This window comes from Catenuloplanes sp. NPDC051500, assembly GCF_044454585.1.
Taxonomy (GTDB): domain Bacteria; phylum Actinomycetota; class Actinomycetes; order Mycobacteriales; family Micromonosporaceae; genus Catenuloplanes.
The window spans coordinates 20,447-40,638 of record NZ_JBITDX010000001.1; the positions used below are offsets into that span (position 1 = coordinate 20,447).

General features: G+C 71.4%; 15 protein-coding genes. 3 read left to right on the top strand and 12 right to left on the bottom strand.

The window, feature by feature from the left end; all coding sequences use genetic code 11:
* Positions 1–41 precede the first annotated feature (41 nt).
* Complete coding sequence (locus ACIA8K_RS00085; protein ID WP_396053231.1) at positions 42–1,475, top strand: GH1 family beta-glucosidase; 1,434 nt, start codon at positions 42–44, stop codon at positions 1,473–1,475.
* A 97-nt stretch (positions 1,476–1,572) separates the two neighbouring features.
* Entirely contained in the window at positions 1,573–3,240 is a 1,668-nt protein-coding gene (locus tag ACIA8K_RS00090) for a protein kinase (protein WP_396053233.1), read from the top strand.
* On the opposite strand, the gene ACIA8K_RS00095 is transcribed toward ACIA8K_RS00090, so the two are convergent.
* Positions 3,230–3,364: a hypothetical protein gene (locus ACIA8K_RS00095; RefSeq protein ID WP_396053235.1), complete on the bottom strand. Its 135-nt coding sequence runs from the start codon at positions 3,362–3,364 to the stop codon at positions 3,230–3,232. The genes ACIA8K_RS00090 and ACIA8K_RS00095 overlap by 11 nt on opposite strands.
* A 10-nt stretch (positions 3,365–3,374) precedes the next feature.
* Positions 3,375–3,737 carry a winged helix-turn-helix transcriptional regulator gene (locus tag ACIA8K_RS00100; protein ID WP_396053237.1) on the bottom strand — a complete coding sequence of 121 codons (363 nt, stop codon included), beginning with the start codon at positions 3,735–3,737 and terminating at the stop codon, positions 3,375–3,377.
* A 48-nt stretch (positions 3,738–3,785) separates the two neighbouring features.
* Here ACIA8K_RS00100 and ACIA8K_RS00105 point away from each other — a divergent pair, with 48 nt between their 5' ends.
* Positions 3,786–4,562, top strand: coding sequence for an SDR family NAD(P)-dependent oxidoreductase (locus ACIA8K_RS00105; RefSeq protein WP_396053239.1), 777 nt, complete (start codon positions 3,786–3,788; stop codon positions 4,560–4,562).
* A 1,017-nt stretch (positions 4,563–5,579) separates the two neighbouring features.
* Here the strand turns inward: ACIA8K_RS00105 and ACIA8K_RS00110 are convergent.
* From ACIA8K_RS00110 to ACIA8K_RS00155, 10 genes are all read right to left on the bottom strand, one after another.
* Entirely contained in the window at positions 5,580–5,993 is a 414-nt protein-coding gene (locus tag ACIA8K_RS00110) for a roadblock/LC7 domain-containing protein (RefSeq protein ID WP_396054440.1), read from the bottom strand.
* Positions 5,994–5,998: 5 nt separating this feature from the next.
* On the bottom strand, positions 5,999–9,205 hold the full coding sequence (locus tag ACIA8K_RS00115; protein ID WP_396053241.1) for a nitrate- and nitrite sensing domain-containing protein: 3,207 nt from the start codon (positions 9,203–9,205) through the stop codon (positions 5,999–6,001).
* Positions 9,206–9,360: 155 nt separating this feature from the next.
* The gene (locus tag ACIA8K_RS00120) at positions 9,361–10,707 is read right to left on the bottom strand and encodes an FGGY family carbohydrate kinase (RefSeq protein WP_396053243.1); all 1,347 of its coding nucleotides are present in this window, start codon (positions 10,705–10,707) and stop codon (positions 9,361–9,363) included.
* Between the two features lie 25 nt (positions 10,708–10,732).
* A complete protein-coding gene (locus ACIA8K_RS00125) occupies positions 10,733–11,341 on the bottom strand; it encodes an ATP-dependent Clp protease proteolytic subunit (protein ID WP_396053245.1) in 609 nt (202 codons plus the stop codon).
* 40 nt (positions 11,342–11,381) lie between these two features.
* On the bottom strand, positions 11,382–12,053 hold the full coding sequence (locus ACIA8K_RS00130; protein WP_396053247.1) for a response regulator: 672 nt from the start codon (positions 12,051–12,053) through the stop codon (positions 11,382–11,384).
* On the bottom strand, positions 12,032–13,141 hold the full coding sequence (locus ACIA8K_RS00135; RefSeq protein WP_396053249.1) for a sensor histidine kinase: 1,110 nt from the start codon (positions 13,139–13,141) through the stop codon (positions 12,032–12,034). The genes ACIA8K_RS00130 and ACIA8K_RS00135 overlap by 22 nt, the downstream gene beginning before the upstream one ends.
* A 404-nt stretch (positions 13,142–13,545) precedes the next feature.
* Positions 13,546–14,313, bottom strand: a complete 768-nt coding sequence (locus ACIA8K_RS00140; protein WP_396053251.1) for an SIR2 family NAD-dependent protein deacylase — start codon at positions 14,311–14,313, stop codon at positions 13,546–13,548.
* 81 nt (positions 14,314–14,394) lie between these two features.
* Complete coding sequence (locus ACIA8K_RS00145; RefSeq protein WP_396053253.1) at positions 14,395–15,327, bottom strand: DUF2332 domain-containing protein; 933 nt, start codon at positions 15,325–15,327, stop codon at positions 14,395–14,397.
* A gap of 194 nt (positions 15,328–15,521) precedes the next feature.
* Positions 15,522–17,723, bottom strand: coding sequence for a SulP family inorganic anion transporter (locus ACIA8K_RS00150; protein WP_396053255.1), 2,202 nt, complete (start codon positions 17,721–17,723; stop codon positions 15,522–15,524).
* 342 nt (positions 17,724–18,065) lie between these two features.
* Complete coding sequence (locus tag ACIA8K_RS00155; protein ID WP_396053257.1) at positions 18,066–19,982, bottom strand: anthranilate synthase family protein; 1,917 nt, start codon at positions 19,980–19,982, stop codon at positions 18,066–18,068.
* Positions 19,983–20,192 lie beyond the last annotated feature (210 nt).

The following is a 20,192-nucleotide window of genomic DNA, read 5'->3' on the forward strand; positions in this document are numbered from 1 at the left end:
CCACGAAGGTGGATGGGGCACCTCCCAGAGGGGATCACAGAATGTCCGTACCGACCAGGCGGGCCCCGTCAGCCGGGGAGCCGTCCGCGGGACCGATCCCGCCCGCTCTCCTGCCGGTGGCGCCCGTCGAGCCCGGCGCCGATCCGGAGGCCCGGCTGGGCCTGCGCTTCCCCGAAGGCTTCGGCTGGGGCGCCGCGACGTCCGCGTACCAGATCGAGGGCGCCGCCACCACTGACGGCCGTGGACCCTCGGTGTGGGACACGTTCGCGCGCACCACCGGCCGCACCGCCAACGGGGACACCGGCGACGTCGCCGCCGACCACTACGCGCGGTACGCCGGCGACCTTGACCTGATCCGGGACCTCGGCCTGCAGACCTACAGGTTCTCGATCTCCTGGCCGCGCGTGCAGCCGGACGGCCGTGGCGCGATCAACACGCGCGGGCTCGACTTCTACCGCCGGCTTGTGGACGGACTGCACGAGCGCGGGATCAGCCCGATGGCCACGCTCTTCCACTGGGACACACCACAGGCGCTGCAGGACGGCGGCGGCTGGGTGGACCGGGACACCGCCTACCGCTTCGCGGACTACGCGTCCGCGGTGTTCGAGGCGCTCGGCGAGTCGGTACCGGTCTGGCTGACGATCAACGAGCCGAAGACTGTGGTGCAGAACGGCTACATCATCGGCCACCACGCGCCCGGCATCCGGGACGAGCCGGTGGCGTACCTGGTCGCGCACCACCTGGCACTGGCACACGGCCTGGGCGTGCAGGCGCTCCGCGCGACCGGCTCCGCGTCCCGGATCGGCGGCGCGCTCAACCTGCACCCGTGCTACGCGGCCGACGACGACCCGGCGACGCTCGCCCCGGTCCGGCTCTACGACGGCTACGAGAACCGGCTCTACCTCGACCCGATGTTCAAGGGGTACTACCCGGAGGACGTCCTGGCCGACCAGGGCCCGGCCTCCCCGCTGGTCCAGGGGATCAAGGACGGCGACCTGGAGATCATCTCGCAGCCGACCGACATCCTCGCGGTGCAGTACTACACGCCGATCTACGTGACCACCGACGGCGGCACCGTGCAGAAGTGGCCGACCACCGTGGCCGCCTGGCAGCAGGTCTACCCGCAGGGCATGTACGACATCCTCACCCGGGTGACCCGCGACTACGCGCCCCCGGCGATCACGGTGACCGAGAACGGCCTGCCCTGCCCGGACGAGATCGGCATGGACGGCTCGATCGACGACGCGGCCCGGGTCAGCTTCCTCCGCGACCACCTGGCCGAGGCGCACCGGGCGATCAGTGACGGCGTGCCACTGGAGAGTTACCACGTGTGGTCGCTGATGGACAACTTCGAGTGGGAGGCCGGATACGACCAGCGGTGGGGTCTGATCTACGTGGACTACGCCACCCAGCGCCGCATCTTCAAGCGTAGTGCGAACTGGTATCGGAAGGTCATCTCCGGCAATTCGCTCTAAAGACACATTCCGGGGGTACGCCGCGCGCGCGGCGTACCCCCTTATTTGTTTCTTCGAAGGTTTGTTCCGCTTGCGTGCAGGACGGACACTTGGCGTCATGCCCGAGCCCGCCGCCGGAACGCGCCTCAACGATCGCTACGTGCTCGACGGCCGGATCGGGCTGGGCGGCATGTCCGAGGTCTGGCGCGCGGCCGACGAGACGCTCGGCCGCGCGGTCGCCGTGAAGATCCTCTCCGGCACCGCTGCCGAGGACCCGCTGCTGCGCGCCGCGATCCGCCGCGAGGCCCGCGCGGCCGCCCGGATGACGCACCCGCACGCGATGCGCGTCTACGACTACGGCGAGTTCCCCACCGGCGAGGCCGTGCTGCCTTACATCGTGATGGAGCTGGTCGAGGGCGCCACGCTCGCCGACCGGCTGACGGACGGGCCGCCGCTGCCCTGGCGCGCGGCCGCACGGATGGCCGCGGAGATCTCCGCCGCGCTTGCCGACGCGCACCGGCTCGGCGTGGTGCACCGCGACATCAAGCCGGCCAACGTGATGCTCACCCAGTCCGGCGCCGCCAAGGTGCTCGACTTCGGCATCGCGACGCTCGTCAACGCGGACTCGTCGCCGATCACCGGATCGTTCGCAAGCGGGCGGACCGGCGGGACCGAGATCCTGGACGGCTGGCTGGCCGGGACGCCGCCGTACGCGGCCCCGGAACTCCTGATCAAGGGCGAGGCCGGGCCCCCGGCGGACGTGTACGCGGTGGGCGCGGTGCTCTACCAGGCGCTGACCGGGCGGCTGCCGCTGCCGATCACGTCGTGGGACGAGGCGGCTGAGGTGCACCGGGCGGGCAACGCGGTGCCGGAGCCGCTTCCAGACTCAATTCCGGAGGCACTGGCGGCGACATGCCTGGCCTGCCTGTCACGCGATCCGGAGGCGCGGCCGGTGGCGGGGGCGATCGCACGGATCTTCGGCGGGTACGCGGCCCAGGCGGGTGAACCCGCCCATCCGCCGACCACTGTGGCGCCGGTGTCACCCGCTGCCGGCAGACCTGAGCGACAGGTGTCGGGGGCGGGTGCACCCGGACGTTTCGCGCCGGGCGCCGCCGAGGTCCCGTCCTTCTCCGTCTCACCCGGTTTCGCCGCGTCTCCGGGCTACTCCGCCTCCCCGGGCTTCTCCTCCTCCCCGGGCTACTCCTCTGCACCGGGCTCGCCCGCCGCGCCGGGCGGGTCTGTGCGCGGCCTGATCCCGTTCGGCGACCGGGACTGGGCCGGCCGGCTGCGTGGCCGGGGCGGCATCGGCGTGTTCGCGGGCGGCCTGATCGTCGGCGGCGTCGGCCTCGTGGCGCTTGCCGCGATGATGTTCGGCCCGGACCGGGAGCCCGTCAACTCCGCGCCCGGTGTGACCACGCCCGCCGCCTCCACCGCGCCCGCGCAGACCCGGTCCGCGAGCCCGGCGCCCTCACGGACACCGTCCCGGACCCCGTCCCGCCCGCCCTCGCCCGAGGCGGAGAACGGCGAGGCGGACGTCACCGGCGTGCTCAACCGCCTGGACGCCGCGCTCGCACAGGGCCTGATCAGCCGGGACATCAACGCGCGCGCCGGCACCCGGCTCTTCAACGACCTCAGCCAACTGCGCCGCGACGCCGACGACCCGGAGGCGCTCTCCGACGGCGCCACCGAGCTTCAGGAACGCCTGGAGGAGCTGGCCGACGACGGCGACGTCACCGAGGACGCCGCCGCCAACCTGAGCGAGATCGCCGAGGAACTCAGGACGTAGCCGGCAGCTCCACGACCGCCTCGATCTCGATCAGCAGGTCCGGATGGATCAAACCGGACACCTCCACAAGTGAGCTACCGGGCGGCGTGGAGAGGGCGGCAGAGGTGACCGCTTCAGGCGACATACCAAAGATCCTATTCGGCGTCGTAGGCGGCGCGGGCACCCGCAATCTCCGCCGCGTGCGCCTCCGCCCACTCCCCCACCGCGACCACAAGCGGCAGCAGTGAACGCCCGAGCCCGGTCAGCGCGTACTCCACCCGGGTCTCGTCCTGACATCTGCTCACCAGGCCGTCGCGGACCAGCCCCTGAAGCGTACGAGTCAGGATGCGCCGGCTCAGCCCGTCGACGGACCGGTCCAGCTCGTTGTAGCCGTAGGCCCGCTCCGCAAGCAGCCCGAGCATCAGGACGCTCCACTTGTCACCGACGCGGCGCAGCACATCGACAGCGGCGCACGAGTCCCGGGCGTCCGCGGCCACCGGCGTGACCAGGAGGTACATCGATGTTCCTTCTTTCGCCGCGGCCCTCGTCAGCCTACAAACAATTGCATGCGCACAATTGTGGTCACCGGCGGCACCCACGGCATCGGCGAAGAGCTCGTTCGGCACTACCGGGCGGCCGGCAACCGGGTCATCGCGGTCGGCAGCACCGTCACGCCCGGCCCCGACACCGTCCGCACCGACCTCTCCTCCCCCGTCGCCACCCTGCGCCTGGCCGCGTCGCTCCCGGACCGCGTCGACGCGCTGGTGCTGGCCGCGTTCAGGTACTCGCCCACCCGCGTGGAGACGGCCGACGGCCTGGAACACACGTTCGCGCTTTACGTCCTGAGCCGGTTCCTGCTGGTCGAGGCGCTGCTACCCGCGCTCGAGCGCGGCACCGACCCGGCGATCGTCAACCTCTGCGGCACCGGCCTGCGGCCACGACTTGACTGGTCCGACCTCCAGATGGCCCGGGGCCGCTACCGCCCGATGACCGCAGTCCTGCGGGGCGCCCACGCCAACGATCTGCTGGGGGCCGCGTTCACATCGGAGCATCCGGCGGCTCGTGCTCGCTACGTCCTCTACAACCCCGTCATGGTCGACACCGGACTCTCCAAGCCGTTCCACGGCCCCACCCGGCTCCTGATTGCCGCCGCCTCCCTGCTGTTAGCGACGCCGATCTCTCAGGCCGTCCCGCCGATCACCCGGCTGATCGACTCACCGCCGGCAGCTCCGCTCTCCGCTTTCCGCGCCGGGCGTCCGTCCCCTGTCGACGGGCCCACGTTCGACCCCGCGTCCGCTCTCCGCCTCACCGCACTACTGCGCGACCTGAGCGGCACCCGATAACTCACGTTTGTCCTGCTAGCCGTATTCACACCGATCGAGCAGCACTGACGCCCCGTTCACACATCCTCCACTTCCTCCACATCCGTCACACCTGTCACGCCGCCCCACGTCCTTCCTCGGTCACCTCCACAACACCGCCTAGGTCATCCTAGGAGGCTAGCCTCCTGTGGTTTGGCAGCCTGTTGCTGCTGCCAAACTGCGGACTGGCACAGTCCCCCTCGATGCAGACTGGCACCAGTCGCCGAATGCTGACCGGCACTGTCGGCCTGGATCGCCCACCGGATACAGATCAGCAACCATCCGCCCAGACGCGCACTGGCACGCCCGACCGGATGCACACTGGCGCCCCGACCGGATGAAGAGCGACCCCAGCCGCCCCGAAATATCCCGATAAAGCACACTCGTCCTCGGCGCCTCCCGACTAAGCCATCGCTGAGTGGACGCTGGCGTACCACCGCACCCCCCGCAACTGGAGGTGAAAGACCCGCGCGGACGGACGCCACACCATCGAAAGGGCATTGACCGGCACGCCAGGTAGGTCGGATACCGAAGAGGGCCCGGTCGATGATCTTCTGAACCGTGACGCGGCCGATCCCAAGCCGCCTACGGTCGTTCTCCGCGAGGCTGGCCACCCGCGAGCCCGAAAATCGCCAACCGCGGACCCGCGAATCGCCAACCGCGGGCCTGAGGATCACGAACCGCGGCCTGAGAATCACGAACCGCGGGCCTGAGGATCGCGAACCGCGGCCTGAAGACCCGCACAGACCGGAACTGCGCCGCAACGCCATCCGTACCCCGAACGACGCCCGATCATCACGACCGCGGATCAGGAAGCGCGACCACAGGGCGAGAGACACGATCGCACATGGAAATCGCCACCACGGGCCGAGGGATACCACCGCGGAAGGAACTCGTGGCCACGGGCCGAGGACCGACTGTGGGGAGATGCGGCGAGGGACCACGACAGATGCGGATGTCCGTGTCTGTCGTGGTCCCTCGGTGGTCGCGGGAGCGGGGCTAGAAGGGCAGGGAGCCCTGCAGTTCGGCCCGCAGCGCGGGGGTGAGCATCTCGCCGGTCTGCTTGGCGAGGCGGGCCATCTCGTAGCCGACGACGCCGATGTCGGCGTCGCGGACCGCGAGCGTGGCAAGGATGGAGCCGTCGCGGATGCTCATGACGAGCAGGAAGCCGCGGCCCATCTCGACGACCGTCTGCTTGACGACGTCGCCGTCGAACATGGTGGCGGCGCCCTGGGTGATGCTGTAAAGGCCTGAGGTGACTGCGGCCAGCTTGTCGGCGTGGTCGCGGGGCAGGCCGTCGGACACGGCGAGGAGCAGGCCGTCAGAGGAGACCACGATCGCGTGGGCAACGCCGGGGACCCGCTGGGCGAACGCGTCGACCAGCCAGCTCAGGTCGCGCGCCTCCTGGCTCAGCACGGTCATTGCCTTTCTCCCTCCCACCGGATCGCCTCTTGCGACCCGGTGTTTTCGGTTGTTTCTTCGGTTTCAGCGGCGCGAATGCCGCTGTGGAACCTGCTGAGCATGTTTCCGGTCGCCTCCGGGTCCAACTCCGCGATCTTGCGCTCGGGAGCGCGGCCGGCGGGGGACGGCGTGGCGCCGCCCTGTCCGTCGGGGAGCTGGGCCATCGGGACCCGCATGGGAAGGCCAGCCGAGTTGGTACCGGCGGTGACCGGGGCGGTGGGCGCGGCGGGCGCCCGGTCGAGTCCGGTGGCGCCACCTGTCGGCTTGCCGGCGCCGGACCGGTTCCACCAGGTGCCGCTGCCTCCGGCGGCACCGCTGGCGGCGCCGAGCACGTCCTCGGCGCGGATCGGGCGGGCCGGGCGAGCGGCGGCGGGGCCGGAGACCGGGTATTCGCCGCTGCTCTCGGCCGTGCGCCGGCCACTGAACGCGTCATAGGCGGACGGCATCGCGAACGCACCCGAGTCGGACGGCCCGCCGGCACTCCACGCCCCGGAGTCCTCCGGCCCGAAAGCACCCGAAGACACCGAAGAGCCGGAGGACACCGAGGACCCTGAGGAGCCAGAGGACCCGGAGTACCCAGAGGAGACCGACGAGCCGGAGGAGTACGTCGCCGGCGCGGAGGGAACCGCGAAGGTCGAAGAACCGGACGACCCCGCGGGGTACGACGACCCGTAGACGGATCCGGTCCGCACCGACTCGGTCGGCGCCGGTCCGGGTGGCGTCGGCACCGCGGAGATGACCCCGCCGGACCTCGGCTTCGGCACCAGTGGCAGCGGCCCGGTCCCGGACGAGTCGAAGAACGTCGCGATCTCCGGCCTCGGGCGGCCACCGGCCGACCGGGGCGCCGGCAGTGCACGCGGCGCGGGCGGCGCGTTCAGCCGCAGGTCGACCGGGGGCCGCGGCGGCAGTTGCGCGGACGCGGAGACCCGGTAGCCGGTGGACGGCACGGCCGAGACCGGCGCGGACGGCACCAGCGTCCCGGACATCACGCCCGCGGTCTCGAACCCGCTCGGCACCAGCTCGCGCCGGCCCGGCACGACGGGTGTCTGCGAGGACGGCAGCGCGGGTGCGGATCCGGACGCGGGCAGCGCGGCCTGTGCGGCACCGGGCAGCGCCGAGTCGGGGTTGTTGCGGCGGATCGTCGCGTTGTCGAGCGCGTCGGTGAGCACGGACGGCGGGATCCACACGGTGGCGATCACGCCGCGTTCGCCGGCCCGCAGGCTGACCCGGATGCCGTGCCGGGCCGCGAGGTGCGAGACCACGAAGAGGCCCATCCGCTCGGAGGCGGCGACGTCGACCGCGGGCGGGTTGGCGAGCAGCTGGTTGAGTTCGGAGACCGTGCCCGGGGTCATGCCGAGGCCGTCGTCGACGACCTCAAGCACCACCGTGCCGTCGGCGGCGAGCCGGCCGGAGAGACGGACAACTGTGCTTGGCGGGCTGAACGCGGCCGCGTTGTCGAGCAGTTCGGCGAGCAGGTGCACGACGTCCGCGACCGCGTGGCCCATGACCTGTACGCCGTCCGGCGCGTCGTGGCGTACCCGGGTGTAGTCCTCGATCTCCGCGGTGGAGGCGAGGACGACAGCGGAGAGCGCCACCGGGTCGCGCCAGCGGCGGGCATTGTCGGAGCCGGCGAGGACCAGCAGGTTCTCGTCGTTGCGGCGCATGCGGGCGGCGAGGTGGTCCAGCTTGAACAGGTTGGTCAGCTGGTCCGGGTCGCTCTCCTCACGTTCCAGTTCGTCGAGCAGTTCCAGCTGCCGTTCGACGAGCACCTGGCTGCGCCGGGCGAGGTTGACGAACATCGCGTTGACGTTGCGGCGCATGAACGCCTGCTCGAGCGCGACGTCGACGGCGCTGCGGTGCACGTCCGCGAACGCGCGGCCGACCTCGCCGATCTCGTCGCGGCCGCGGATCTCGGAGTCGCCGACCGAGATGTCAGGCACGCCCTTGGAGATCGACCGGAGCCGTTCCAGCGTCTCGGGCAGCTCGGTCTCGGCGACCTTGAGTGCCTGTTCACGGAGGCGCTTCAGCGGCCTGACGATTGACGTGCCGATCGCGATCGAGGCGACCACGGCGGCGATCAGGATGACCAGGATCGCGATGATGCTGAGCACGGCGCTGCGGGTCTGCGCGGAGGAGGCGTCGTCGACCGCGGCGGTGCCGTCGTTGACGATCTGCGACTCGACGGCGGCCATCAGCGCCTGGCGCTTCTCGCTCGTCGTCCACCACTGCTCGGGGTCGAGGAACGTGTCGCTTGAGTTCAGCGTGCTCGACTCAAGGCGGGTGGTGTCCTGGGTGGCCTGGTCACGCAGCGCGGCCTCGTACGCGGTGATCTGCTCGGGCGTGGACACGCTGCGCAGCTCACGGACCGCGGTGACCATCTCGGCACGGAGCACGCCGATCTCGTCCAGGTCGCCGGGGCCGTATCCGGCCGGGACCGCGCGGGTGGCCCGGTAGACCACCTTGCGCTGCTTGGACAGGATCTCCTTGATCTCGGCGATCTCGACCTCGCGTTGGAGCGCGAGCGCCAGCTCGGGCCGGTCGGAACCGGCCGTGGGCGCGCCGAGCAGCGCGATCAGCGTGGTGATCGTGCGCGTGTAGGAGTCGTCGACAGTCTTGATGTAGCCGGGGAAGTCGACGAGCGAGTCGGCCATCGCGTCCGCGAGGTCGATGCGCAGCCGGCCGACGGAGTCGAGCGCGCGGGACGAGTCGTTGTAGGCGGCCTCCCAGGCCACGGTGCCGCTCACCTCGCCGCCCGCGTCGCGCATCGCGCTGATCGACGCGTCGCTTGCCGAGTAGTACTCCGCCATGGCGCTCTGGAGCAGCGACGGCCTGCGGAACACCGCGGACGTGTTCATGACGGGGTACAGCTCGCCGATGGTCCTGTCCCGCTCGGACTGCAGGTCCTGGACCACCTCGGTGATCTGGGTCGCCATCCGGGCCTCGCGGGCGAACTGGCTCAGATCACCGGCGCGGCGGACCGAGTCGGTGATCTGCACGGCGGCGACGAGCATGAACGCCACCGACGGAATGACAAGAACCGCGACGATCTTGGTCCGGATCGGCCAGTCCTCGACGCGCAGGCGCGTGCCGCGGAATCGCGAACCGCGGCGGTGCCGGTCTGAAGGTGACGCCGATCGACGCGACGTACCCGTGGCAGCAGCCACCACACCTCCTGATGTTCTCCGATGCAAGGGGGGTAAGCACCGAAGATGATCACATCCAAGCAGGTGAGGGCGGGATTCCCAATACGCGTGCTCGGACGGTTATCTGTGACCGTCAGTGTGGACGACGCCCGCGTGACGAAGTCACCGATGGGCCATCATCCGTTCGGATGATCCGCCAGCATGATCAACGCGGCACCGATCGCGCCGACCTCAGGGTTCTGCACGGCCTCGACCTGGCGCGGCGTGAGCGCGGCCGCGAACGCGCGGCGCCACCACGCGGACGCCGTGACCGCGCCGCCGCCGAGCCGCACATCGACCCGCTGACCCACGGTGGACTCGATAACGCCCAGGTCAGCAGCGATCTGCGCGCAGACGCCGTCCATCAGCGCGGCAAGGATCTGCGGCCCGGTGGTGGTCAGCCCGAGTCCGGCCAGCCGGCCCTCGCCGGGTGGGGTCAGGCCGGGAGGGCGGTCGCCGGCCAGCCGCGGATCGGCCCAGACCGGCACGTGACCAGGGATGATGTCATCGAGCGCCGTCTCCAGCGCGTCGCCTTCCGGAAGCAGCAGCGTGCGCTGCGCCCAGGCGAACAGGTTGCCACCGCCGGAGTAGGCACGACCTGTAACGATCCGATCACGGTCCACTCGGTACCGCCACAATGCGGACGGAAGGGGCGGCAACGGCTCGCCGGACCGCGCGTGCTGCACCAGCCGGACGGCCGCGGACGTGCCGACGGTGACCGCGGCGTGGCTCGCGTCGCCACAGCCGGTGCCCACGTTGGACGCGGCGCCGTCGCCGACCGGCGCGGTCCACTCCGCCGACGCGAGCGCGGGCCAGCGACCGGCGAACTCCGGCCGCAACCGGCCCCGCCAGCCCGGCCCGGCAAGCGTGGGCAGGTGCTCCTCGCGCGCGCCGGCAAGCGCCAGCGCCTCGGCGTCCCAGCCCTGGCTGTCCAGGCCTAGCACGCCCGCGCCGGAGGCCTGCGAGACGGAGACCGGGCCCTCGCCGAGCAGCACCGACCACGCGTACTCGGCGAGTCCGGTGAACCCGGCGGGCGCGGTGCCGGACTGTTCGCGCAACCATGGGATGCGCACCGTCCAGTAGAGCGGGTGCCACCAGGCGCCGGTCCGCTCGTGGAACGCGGCCTCGTCCGCCGGGCCGGCCGCGTCCGCGCCGGCGCGCGGGCGAGTGTCGAGCCAGGTCAGGACCGGCCCGAGCGGCTCGCCCGCGGCGTCAAGCGGCAGGATCGAGTGCCACTGGGCGCTTGCGGCGACGTGCGTGACGCCGTCAAGCCGTCCCGCCGCGTGCAACTCGTCCACGCACTCGATCAGCGCGGTGAGGTAGGCCTTCGCGTCGAGCGTGGCGCCACCGCCCTCGTCGACCGCGGGCTTCTGTTTACGCCGGGCCAGCGCACCCTCGATCGGGGCGGCGGAGGCGTCGAGGACCAGCGCACGCACGGAGGACGTGCCGAGGTCGAAGGCGAGGATGTTTCCGAGAGCCGTCATCGCCGGTACGGTACCCAGTTTTCTTTCAGGGCTTACCTACGATGTCGTGCAACAGTCCGTAGTCGCGGGCCTCCTCGGCGGTGAGCATCCGGCCGGCACCAAGATCGTCCTCGATCTTGTGCCGGGTCTGGCCGGTCGCCTCGGCCAGCCGCACGGCAAGCTCCTCCAGCTCACGCAGATACTGCCCGGCGGCCGCGGTGACCTGCTCCGCGGTGCCGGAGGTGGTGGTGGCGTGCGGCTCGGACAGCCGGATCCGGGCGTGCCGGTACCCGAGCCGGCGCTCGGCCGTGGCAAGCAGCGCGAGCGCGGCGCCGCCCGCCTCGGAGGTGACCACCACGTGCACCGGCGACCGCATCGCGTCAATCGCGTCGACCACCGCGAACGCGGCCGACAACTCGCCGTCCGGGCAGGCCAGATGGATCTGCACCGCGGTGTCGCCGGCCGAGTCGAGGCTGAACAGCGCGGCAGCGGCCTGCGTCGCCGCCGGCAGCGTGAGCCGCCCACGCAGCATCACGATCCGCTGGTCGAAGAGCCGCTCTTCAAGCCAAGGGCTCAAACCGCCATGTGAGTACGGTTCGGGCCGCGGCTGCTGTTCGCCCGGCCGTCCGGGCTGCCACCGGTAGGGATCGGTCATCCGTTCTGTATAGCCCGCACGCCGCCGTCCCGCCGAGCGGTTACGCCACGGGCAGATCCGCGTCGTGCACGAGCAGCGCGATCTGGACCCGGTTGTTGAGGTCCAGTTTGGTGAGCATCCGGGACACGTAGGCCTTCACCGTCGCGGTGCTCATCCGCAGTTCGGTGGCGATCTCCTGGTTGGTCAGGCCGCGCCCGATCCGTTCCGCCACGGTCCGCTCGCCGGCGCTGAGCGCGGTCAGCCGCAGCCGGGCCGCGTCCCGCCGCGGGTTCACGCCCGCGTCGGCCAGGTAGCCCATCATCCGGCGCAGCACCTCCGGCGAGAGCATCGGCTCCCCGGCCGCGACCTGGCGGATGGCGTCCGCGATCCGGGCCGGCGGCGTGTGCTTGAGCAGGAAGCCGCCGGCCCCGGCGCGGATCGCCCGCTGGATGTGCCGGTCCGTGTCGAACGTGGTCAGCACGATCACCTCGGGCGGGTCCGGGCGGGCGCGCAGCCGCTCGGTCGCGGCCAGACCGTCCAGCCGCGGCATGCGGATGTCCATCAGCACCACGTGCGGCCGGAGGCGGTCGACCGCGGCGGCCACCTCGTCACCGTCGCCGACCGCGCCGGCCACCTCGATCCCGTCGAAGCCGCCGAGCATCATTGTCAGGCCGGCCCGGACCAGCGCGTCGTCGTCGACGATCAGGACTCTCACGGTCTCCACGGCAGCCATGCTCTCAGCCGGAACTCGCCTGACTCCGTCCAGCCGTGCGCGATCCGCCCGCCGACCAGGCCGACGCGCTCCCCCAGCCCGATCAGCCCCGCACCCGCGCCGGGCAGCCCGCCGGCGACCGCGGACGGGTTGGTCACCTCCACGGTCAGGCCGTCCCCGGGCCCGCCGGCGACCGTCACCCGCACCCTGGCCCCGGGCGCGTGCTTGCGCGCGTTGGTCAGACCCTCCTGCACGATGCGGTACGCATGCCGCCCGGCCCGCCCCGGGTCCTCGTCCGCGAGCCCGACGTCCAGGTCCACACGCGCGCCGGCCCGCCGGGACTCCTCGACGAGCGCCGGCAGGTCCGCGAGCCCGGGCTGGGGCCGGTCGGGATCCGCGTCGGGGGACGTCCGCAGCACGCCGATCACCTCGCGCAGATCCTCGAGCGCGTCATGGGCGCACTCCCGGATCACGCCCGCGGCCCGCGCCTCCTCCTCTGACGCGCCGCGCCGCACCTCAAGCGCGCCCGCGTGCACGGCAAGCAGCGAGATCCGGTGGGCGAGCACGTCGTGCATCTCCCGGGCCAGCCGCTCGCGCTCCAGGTGGCGGGCCTCCTCGACGCGCAGCCGCTGGCCCTCCTCGGCCTGCCGGGCGCGCTCCTCAAGCGACCGGACCAGCAGCCGGTGCGAGCGGAGCAGAAGGCCCGTGGAGATCAGCACCAGGTCCAGCAGGAGCAGCACGATCACGGTCTCCCAGAACTCGCGCTCATGCTGGAACAGCAACAGGATCAGCGTCGCATGCAGCAGGAACACCGGGACGGCCCACCGCCAGCCGCGCCGGGACGCCAGCCCGACAAGCGTGACCGCGGTCAGCCCGATCAGCGACGGCAGCGCCATCCCGGCGAGCACCATGAGCACCGCGAGCACCACCGGCCGGGAGCGGCGCAGCCACAGGACCAGCGCGGCGCCCGCAGCCGCGCCGGTCAGCTCGACGGCCAGCGGCGCGAAGTCCTCTCCGGGGTCGGAGACGTACGCCAGCTGGAGCCACAACAGCCCGACGACGAGTCCGACGCCGGTCACTGTGAGATCGGACCACAGGCGCCTGCTCATGGCGCTCAGGCTAAGCCCGGAGTGCGGGCGAGGGCTGCGGCCGAAGGTCGATGCACCGCCGACCAAAGAACATCTGCCGACGGGCGGGCCAACAGCTGGTGTCCGAGGTCCTTTTCCGCCTTATTCACCCGAGTGCGCGCGTGCTGAAACCGGGTCTGGGCTGCACCGCGGTCGTACGATCGGCTCCGCCTGATCGGGCGCGGCGGCATGGGCGAGGTCTGGCGGGCCTCCCGATCCTCTTCGGCGAGGCGGCCGAGGCAGAGATGCGGGAGATCGCCACCGCCACCCGCGGCAACACCTGGGACGCCCGCGGCGGCGACCTGACCAGGGCCTTCTGCCAGATCCGCGGCTACCAACAGGACCCAAGGCCTCCGGGGGTACGCCGCGCACCCCCGGAGGCCTCGTCAGGCGTCCGCCGGCCGGCCGCTCAGGTACCCGGTCACGCGCGGCACCGCCACCTCGATGTCCTCCCTGATCACCTCGGCCGCAAGCTCGTCATACGGCGTCGGATCCCTGTTGATCACCACAAGGTGCGCACCCCGGTCCACCGCCAGCGCCAGCAGCCCTGCGGCCGGATTCACAAGCAGCGAACTGCCCACCGCGATCACCAGCTGTGCCGCCTGCATGATCGCCGCCGCGTTCCCAAGCACCACCGGATCCAGCTCCTGGCCGAACAGCACCGTGCCGAGTTTCAGCACACCGCCGCAGCCGCCGCAGCGCGGATCCGCCTCGCCGGCCAGCACCCGGGCCCGCACCTCAGCGGTCGGCAGCGACCGCCCACAGCCGGTGCAGTCCGTGCGATGCATGGTCCCGTGCAGCTCAAGCACCTTCCGCTCGGCCAGGCCGGCGCGCTGATGAAACCCGTCGATGTTCTGCGTCAGCACACGCAACGCCATCCCCGGCCGATCAAGCGCCGCGATCGCCCGGTGCGCGCCGTTCGGCGCCGCGTCCCAGGCCGCATGGTTCGCGTAGGTCCGCCAGAACAGGGCCCGCACGGCCGGATCGCTCATGAACCGGTCGTACTCGAACGCCTCCGCCAGCCCCGGCGTCCTCGTCCACACCCCGTCCGGCCCCCGGTAGTCCGGAATCCCGGACGCGGTCGACACCCCCGCCCCGGTGAACACGACCACCCGGGACACGTGCTGCGCCCACACCGGCTTCCCCACACTCATGGCCACCGAGGCTAAGCCGTCGCCTATCCCATCGCGACGGGTTTACCCAGCTACATCGACGACGGCCGTGGCCGCCCTCGTCTACCGCGGAAAGACGGTCAGCGCCTGGCCGTGCCCGCGTGTCCAGGCCACCGGCCGCCCGTCAAGCGCCAGCACGTTGTGCGCGGCCGGAGGCTCGGGCATGCCGGGGAACGGCAGCACATGCGACGCCTCGTTCGAGATCCAGTGTCCGGGCAGCGACCGCACGACCGACACGAACGCCTGCCGCCGCGCCTCCGGCACCAGATAGAGCACTGACGTGTGGAAGACGACAAGCGTCGCGTCCGCGGGCGCCGAGGCGGCCAGCGCCGGCAGTTCCTCCACCAGGTCCCCGCGGACAAGTAGCGGCGGATCGGCCGCCACGATCGACGCCGCCGCCCGCAGCCGTGCGCGCCGGTGCTCCTGCTCCGGCCAGATCAGCGCCTCCAGCCATGCCAGATCAGACGCCGAGCGCACGTCAAGCGGGTTGAGGTCGATCCCGGCGCGCCACACCACCTCAGGCAGCCGCGTCGGCAGGAAAGACATTTCACCCACAAAATCACAATCCAGCAGGGGTACGCCCGACCCGACCGTCTGCCCGCCGTATCGATACGCATACCGGTCCGGGTAGAGGCACAACCCGGCCGACGCCCCGACCTCCAGCAGCGCCAGCGGTTGTGGCAGCGACGCCAGCAGCGGCAGCAGCGCCGCGCAGCGCCCGGCCTCGTTGGTCTGCGTGATCCGGCCGCGCATCTCGGGCGCCACCGCGTCCCACCGCGCGAGGGTGAAGGACCGGAAGGCCTGCCACGACGACACCGGGCCGCCGAGCAGCCGGACCGCGCCGAAGAGCAGGTTCGGCTGCCGGGAGCGCTCCGGAAGTGTGTCGATCAGCGCGAGCAGTTCGCCGTCCGCGGCGACCGCGCGGGAGAACTCCGCATAGGACGGTGAGACACCGTCGGCCTCGCGGGCGAAGTCCGCGTATCGAAGGTCTGTCATGGAACAGAGCATCCCCGAACGCCGTCGCGTCCGGGGATGCCTGCTGGATGAGGGTTGTCTAGCCCGGGCCGATGTACGTCATGTCGACTTCCCCTCGCCGCGTCTCGACCGGTCCCTGACCGACCGGCCAGGAACTACTCTACGGACGGTCTGACCTGCGGAAATCACGATTTCGTGCCACAGCTGACGACCCTTCAGACCTGTGAGAACGCGGTCGGCGAGAGGATGTGCATGCGCCCCTCGGCGATCTCGAAATAGCCGCCGCACAGTTCCAGCTCGCCGGCCGCCTCGCGCTTCGCGACCGCGGGATGGGTGCGCAGGTTCTCCAGCTGCTGCAGCACGTTCTCCCGGCCGAGCCGGTCCAGGCGGCCGGGCCCGTCCGGGACGCCTGACATCCGGTGCAGGCTGTGCGCGCCGTTGCGCAGCCAGCCGTTCAGGTACGGCATGTCGCCGGCGCTGCCCGGCGTGAGCAGCGCGTCCATCGCACCGCAGGCGGAGTGCCCGCAGACCGTGATGGTCTTGATCGGCAGCACCGCGAGCGCGTACTCGATGGCGGCGATCGTGGAGTCGTTCGGGTCCGCCTCGCTGTGCCGCGGCACCAGGTTGCCGACGTTGCGCACGGTGAACAGGTCGCCGGGCCCGCTTGACGTGATCAGGTTCGGTACCAGGCGCGAGTCCGCGCAGGTGATGAAGAGGTGCGTCGGCCGCTGCCCGTTGGCAAGTTCGGTGAGCAGCGGCCGGACCAGCGGCGCCACGTGCGAGTGGAACTCCTCGGTGCCCTCCTCCAGCTGCCGCCGGCCGGAGAGCGTGCTGGCGAGCGGGTGCCAGGCCTGGCGGTTGCGCACCGGCGGCGTGCGCCGGACCGGCCGGGGCAGCCCCGTCGCGCCCTGCGCGAACCACTGCTCCTGGACCTCGTCGATGCGGACCGTGCCGCCGGCCCGCTCGTATCCGGTCTGCCAGTCGTCGATCGCGGTGACCCCGGCATGGTCCATGAAGTCGATGTTCAACGACAGATCCACAACTGCCTTCTCGGGTACGGCAGTGAGCGCGCGCGCAAGTGCCGGGACGCTCAGGAAGGTCAGCGAGCCGTCCACGGTGACCCGCACCGGGCCGTCCAGTTGCGGCGTGACCTTCACGGAGATCCGCGCGAGGCGCCAGATGGTCAGCAGCAGCGCGCAGCCGAGCCCGACCAGGACGCCCTCGAACAGGCCGAGCGCGACCACGCTGGCCATGGTGAGCAGGTAGACCGGCAGCTCCCCGTGCCTGTGGACGCCGCGCATGTGGGCCAGGCTGACCATCTGCACACCGATCGCGACCAGCAGCGCGGCAAGCGCGCCAAGCGGAATCAGCTCCATCGCGGGCGCGGCGGCGAGCGCGAGCGCCAGCACCCAGACGCCGTGCATGATCGTGGAGCGGCGGCTGCGTGCACCGGCGGACGCGTTCGCGGTGCTGCGGACGATCACGCCGGCGATCGGCAGGCCGCCGAGCAGGCCGGCGGTCAGGTTCGCCGCGCCCTGGCCGGCGAGTTCACGGTCCAGGTTGGCGCGCGGCCCGTCGTGCAGGCGGTCGACGGCGACCGCGCAGAGCAGCGACTCGACGCTTGCGACAAGCGCGACCGCGATGATCGCACCGGCCACCGAGGTCCAGCTGCCGTCCGGCCACTGTGGTGTGACGAGCGCGCCGAGCGGGTCGGCGGGCAGGTCGACACGGGCGACGTCCCAGCCGAGCACGGCCGCGACGCCGGTGCCGGCCGCGATCGCGGCGAGCGGCGCCGGGATGAACCGGGCCTTGGCGGGCAGCTTCGGCCAGCCGATGAGCACGGCAAGCGTGAGCAGGCCGGTGGCGACGGTGAGCGAATGATTGTGGATGAGCTGGGACGGCAGCTCGCGGAGGTTCTCCAGCGCGGAGCTCTGCGGGGTGCCGCCGAGCACGATGTGCAGCTGGGAGAGCGCGATGACCAGGCCGACACCGGCGAGCATGCCGTGGATGACCGCGGGCGAGACCGCGAGCGCGGCGCGGGCGACGCGGAACAGCCCGAGCGCGAGTTGCAGGACGCCGGCCGCGGCGACGATGGCACAGGTCGCGGCCCAGCCGTAACTCTGCACGAGGCCGGCCACGATCACCGTGAGACCGGCTGCCGGACCGCTTACCTGTACTGCCGAGCCGCCGCACAGGCCGCCGACGATGCCACCGACCACGGCGCTGATCAGGCCGGCCACGAGTGGTGCGCCGGAGGCGACAGCGATGCCGAGCGAGAGCGGCACGGCGATCAGCACGACTACAAGTGAGGCGCCGAAGTCCGAGCGCCAGATCGAGACCTTTGTGGAGGAGTCCGTCGTGGTAACGGGCGGGCCGTGGGCCCCGTCGGCCGACGGGGGCGGGTCCGGATCTCCCACCGGGGAAGCGCCACCGCCCTGCGCGACAGCACTACCCGATACCCTTAAATGCTTAAAAATCCCCATACTCCACCTTCTTTGCGTACGTAAGGTGCAGTCCTTACGTGCGCACAGAGTAGCGATCCGGGGTTGATGGCGTGGCCGGATCCGCACCGAAGCGGAGCAGTTAACCAGGGATTAATCCCCACGTACCAGCTCAAGCTTGGTGAATGCCGTGAAGACCCTGATAGCGGCCTGAAACCGACGGGCTGCGGGACACAAACCGAAGGCCCGAGCGGGGGCTCTCAAACCCGCCCGGACCTTCGGCGACCCCGGCATCATCAGGTGCCGCTACCAGAGTTGCTACCCGCCGAGGGCCGGAATATGCCGAACGGAAACCGATTCCTCCGTGGGAGCGCTACCGGTTTCCGGCGCGCCCGGCAGCAGGCCGGTCAGCAGCTCGGTCAGCACGGCCAGTCCGTCCTGGCTGAGCACTGATTCCGGGTGGAACTGCACGCCTGCGAACCGGCTCCCACGAAGCGCGTGCACCGCACCGTCCTCCGGATCGCGCGCCACCTCCACCGGCCCGAACGGCGTCTCCACCCGATCGCCGCCCGCAAGCGCGGTGTACGTGGAGTAGAAGCCGACCCGGCGCATCGTCCCAAAGAGTGGGACGTCGCGCTGCATGCCCTGGTAGGGCGCGTCTCTGCGGTGCAGCCGCAATCCCAGCATGTCGGACAGCAGCTGGTGGGACAGGCACACCGCAAGTAACGGGCGCCCCTCGCGCACCAGCCCGCCGATCAGCGCCCGCAGCGCCGCACCCTTGGCGGACGCCGGATCCGACGGGTCGCCCGGCCCGGGGCCCGGCACCACCAGGTCGAACGCCTCAAGCGCGCCCGGCGCGTGCCACGGCCGCACCTCCACGTCCAGGCCGAGCGCGCGCAGTTGATGCGCGAGCATGCCGGTGAACGTGTCCTCGCCGTCCACGATCAGCGCGCGCCGCCCCGCGAAGACCGGAAGCGGCGAGGCCGAGGCACGGTCGTCGAGCCAGAACCGGGCGAGCCGGTCGTTACGGGCCGCGAGCGCACGCCGTACCCCCGGATGGTCTTGATTGTGGCTCTTCGCGGATTGGGTGGGGACGCGCGGCACCAGGCCCAGCGCGGACAGCACGCCCGCGGCCTTCGCGTGGGTCTCCGCGACCTCGCCGGCCGGCGTCGAGTGCCGCACAAGCGTCGCGCCGACCGGCACCCGCAGCTCACCCTGCGGCGACAACTCCGCGGTCCGGATCATGATGGGCGCGTCAAGCGACTGGCCGCCGTCCGCGTCCCGCCCGAGCAACGCCAGCACGCCCGCGTAGTAGCGGCGGCCCCGGCGCTCGTGCCGCGCGATCACCCGGGCCGCGTTCTCGATCGGGCTGCCGGTCACTGTCGGCGCGAACATCGTCTCCCGCAACACCTCCCGCACGTCCATCGCGGTACGGCCGGCCAGCAGATACTCCGTGTGGGTGAGGTGCGCCATCTCCTTCAGGTACGGGCCGAGCACCTGGCCGCCGGCCTCCGCGACCGTGGCCATCATCTTCAGCTCCTCGTCAAGCACCATGTACAACTCGTCGCGTTCCTTGTGATCCGACAGGAACGCAAGCAGCTCCTCCGGCGCGGGCGGGCCACCGGCGTGCCGGAACGTGCCGCTGATCGGATTCATCATCACCAGCCCGTCCGCCACACTGACGTGCCGCTCCGGCGTCGCGCCGATCAGATAGCGGCTCCCGGTCCAGACCAGAAACGTCCAGTACGCGCCCCGCTCCGCGGTGAGCAGCGCGCGAAACGCGGCGAGCGCGACCATACGCGGCGCGTTCGTGATCGTGGCCCGGTAGGTGCGGTGAATGACGAAGTTCGCGCCCTCACCGTGCCCGATCTCGCTCGCCAGCACGTCACCGACCGTCCGCGCATAGGTCTCGTCGTCGATGTCGAAGCCCGCGTCCACGGTCTCGATCCGATCGTCCGGAAGCGCCGCAAGCGCCTCGTCCAACGGATGCGCGGTCGCCCGCGTGATGCGGAGAAACTCAAGCGGAGTCCCGTCATCGACGGCGTCAAACCCACGTTCGGCGATCTGCCGGTACGGGATGAGCGCAAGCGTCTGCGGCCCGGGTCTGTCGTCCAGGGGCAGGCCGGCCAGCCGCTCCGCGGTGCCGACGTCGCCGGTGAAGGCCTCGATCGCGGTGGCGTGCTCGCGCCTGATCAACGCGAACGGGCGCTCCCCGGAGATGATCTCGGTGAACATGTAGGTCTCCTGCTTGGCCAGGGCCGCCTCGCTCGGCGGGCCCGGGGTAACAGGGACTCGATGGCGGCCGCCTCGATGGGCGGCCGCGTGTGGTTACGCGCGGAAGTGGGCCGCCGGGAAGGCGGGCCACCAGAAGTTCAATCGCGCGGTCATGGCTCAGGAGCGTACACGCCGAAGGTGCTTGCCGTAGCCCCGCCACGTCGCTACCGT

What these genes read in the sequence shown, in the direction of transcription:
- ACIA8K_RS00130 (WP_396053247.1), bottom strand. Translation starts at nt 12,053, where the DNA reads ATGGCTGCCGTGGAGACCGTGAGAGTCCTGATCGTCGACGACGACGCG.
- ACIA8K_RS00085 (WP_396053231.1), top strand. Translation starts at nt 42, where the DNA reads ATGTCCGTACCGACCAGGCGGGCCCCGTCAGCCGGGGAGCCGTCCGCG.
- ACIA8K_RS00105 (WP_396053239.1), top strand. Translation starts at nt 3,786, where the DNA reads ATGCGCACAATTGTGGTCACCGGCGGCACCCACGGCATCGGCGAAGAG.
- ACIA8K_RS00155 (WP_396053257.1), bottom strand. Translation starts at nt 19,982, where the DNA reads ATGTTCACCGAGATCATCTCCGGGGAGCGCCCGTTCGCGTTGATCAGG.
- ACIA8K_RS00140 (WP_396053251.1), bottom strand. Translation starts at nt 14,313, where the DNA reads ATGAGTGTGGGGAAGCCGGTGTGGGCGCAGCACGTGTCCCGGGTGGTC.
- ACIA8K_RS00090 (WP_396053233.1), top strand. Translation starts at nt 1,573, where the DNA reads ATGCCCGAGCCCGCCGCCGGAACGCGCCTCAACGATCGCTACGTGCTC.
- ACIA8K_RS00100 (WP_396053237.1), bottom strand. Translation starts at nt 3,737, where the DNA reads ATGTACCTCCTGGTCACGCCGGTGGCCGCGGACGCCCGGGACTCGTGC.
- ACIA8K_RS00145 (WP_396053253.1), bottom strand. Translation starts at nt 15,327, where the DNA reads ATGACAGACCTTCGATACGCGGACTTCGCCCGCGAGGCCGACGGTGTC.
- ACIA8K_RS00120 (WP_396053243.1), bottom strand. Translation starts at nt 10,707, where the DNA reads ATGACGGCTCTCGGAAACATCCTCGCCTTCGACCTCGGCACGTCCTCC.
- ACIA8K_RS00135 (WP_396053249.1), bottom strand. Translation starts at nt 13,141, where the DNA reads ATGAGCAGGCGCCTGTGGTCCGATCTCACAGTGACCGGCGTCGGACTC.
- ACIA8K_RS00125 (WP_396053245.1), bottom strand. Translation starts at nt 11,341, where the DNA reads ATGACCGATCCCTACCGGTGGCAGCCCGGACGGCCGGGCGAACAGCAG.
- ACIA8K_RS00095 (WP_396053235.1), bottom strand. Translation starts at nt 3,364, where the DNA reads ATGTCGCCTGAAGCGGTCACCTCTGCCGCCCTCTCCACGCCGCCCGGT.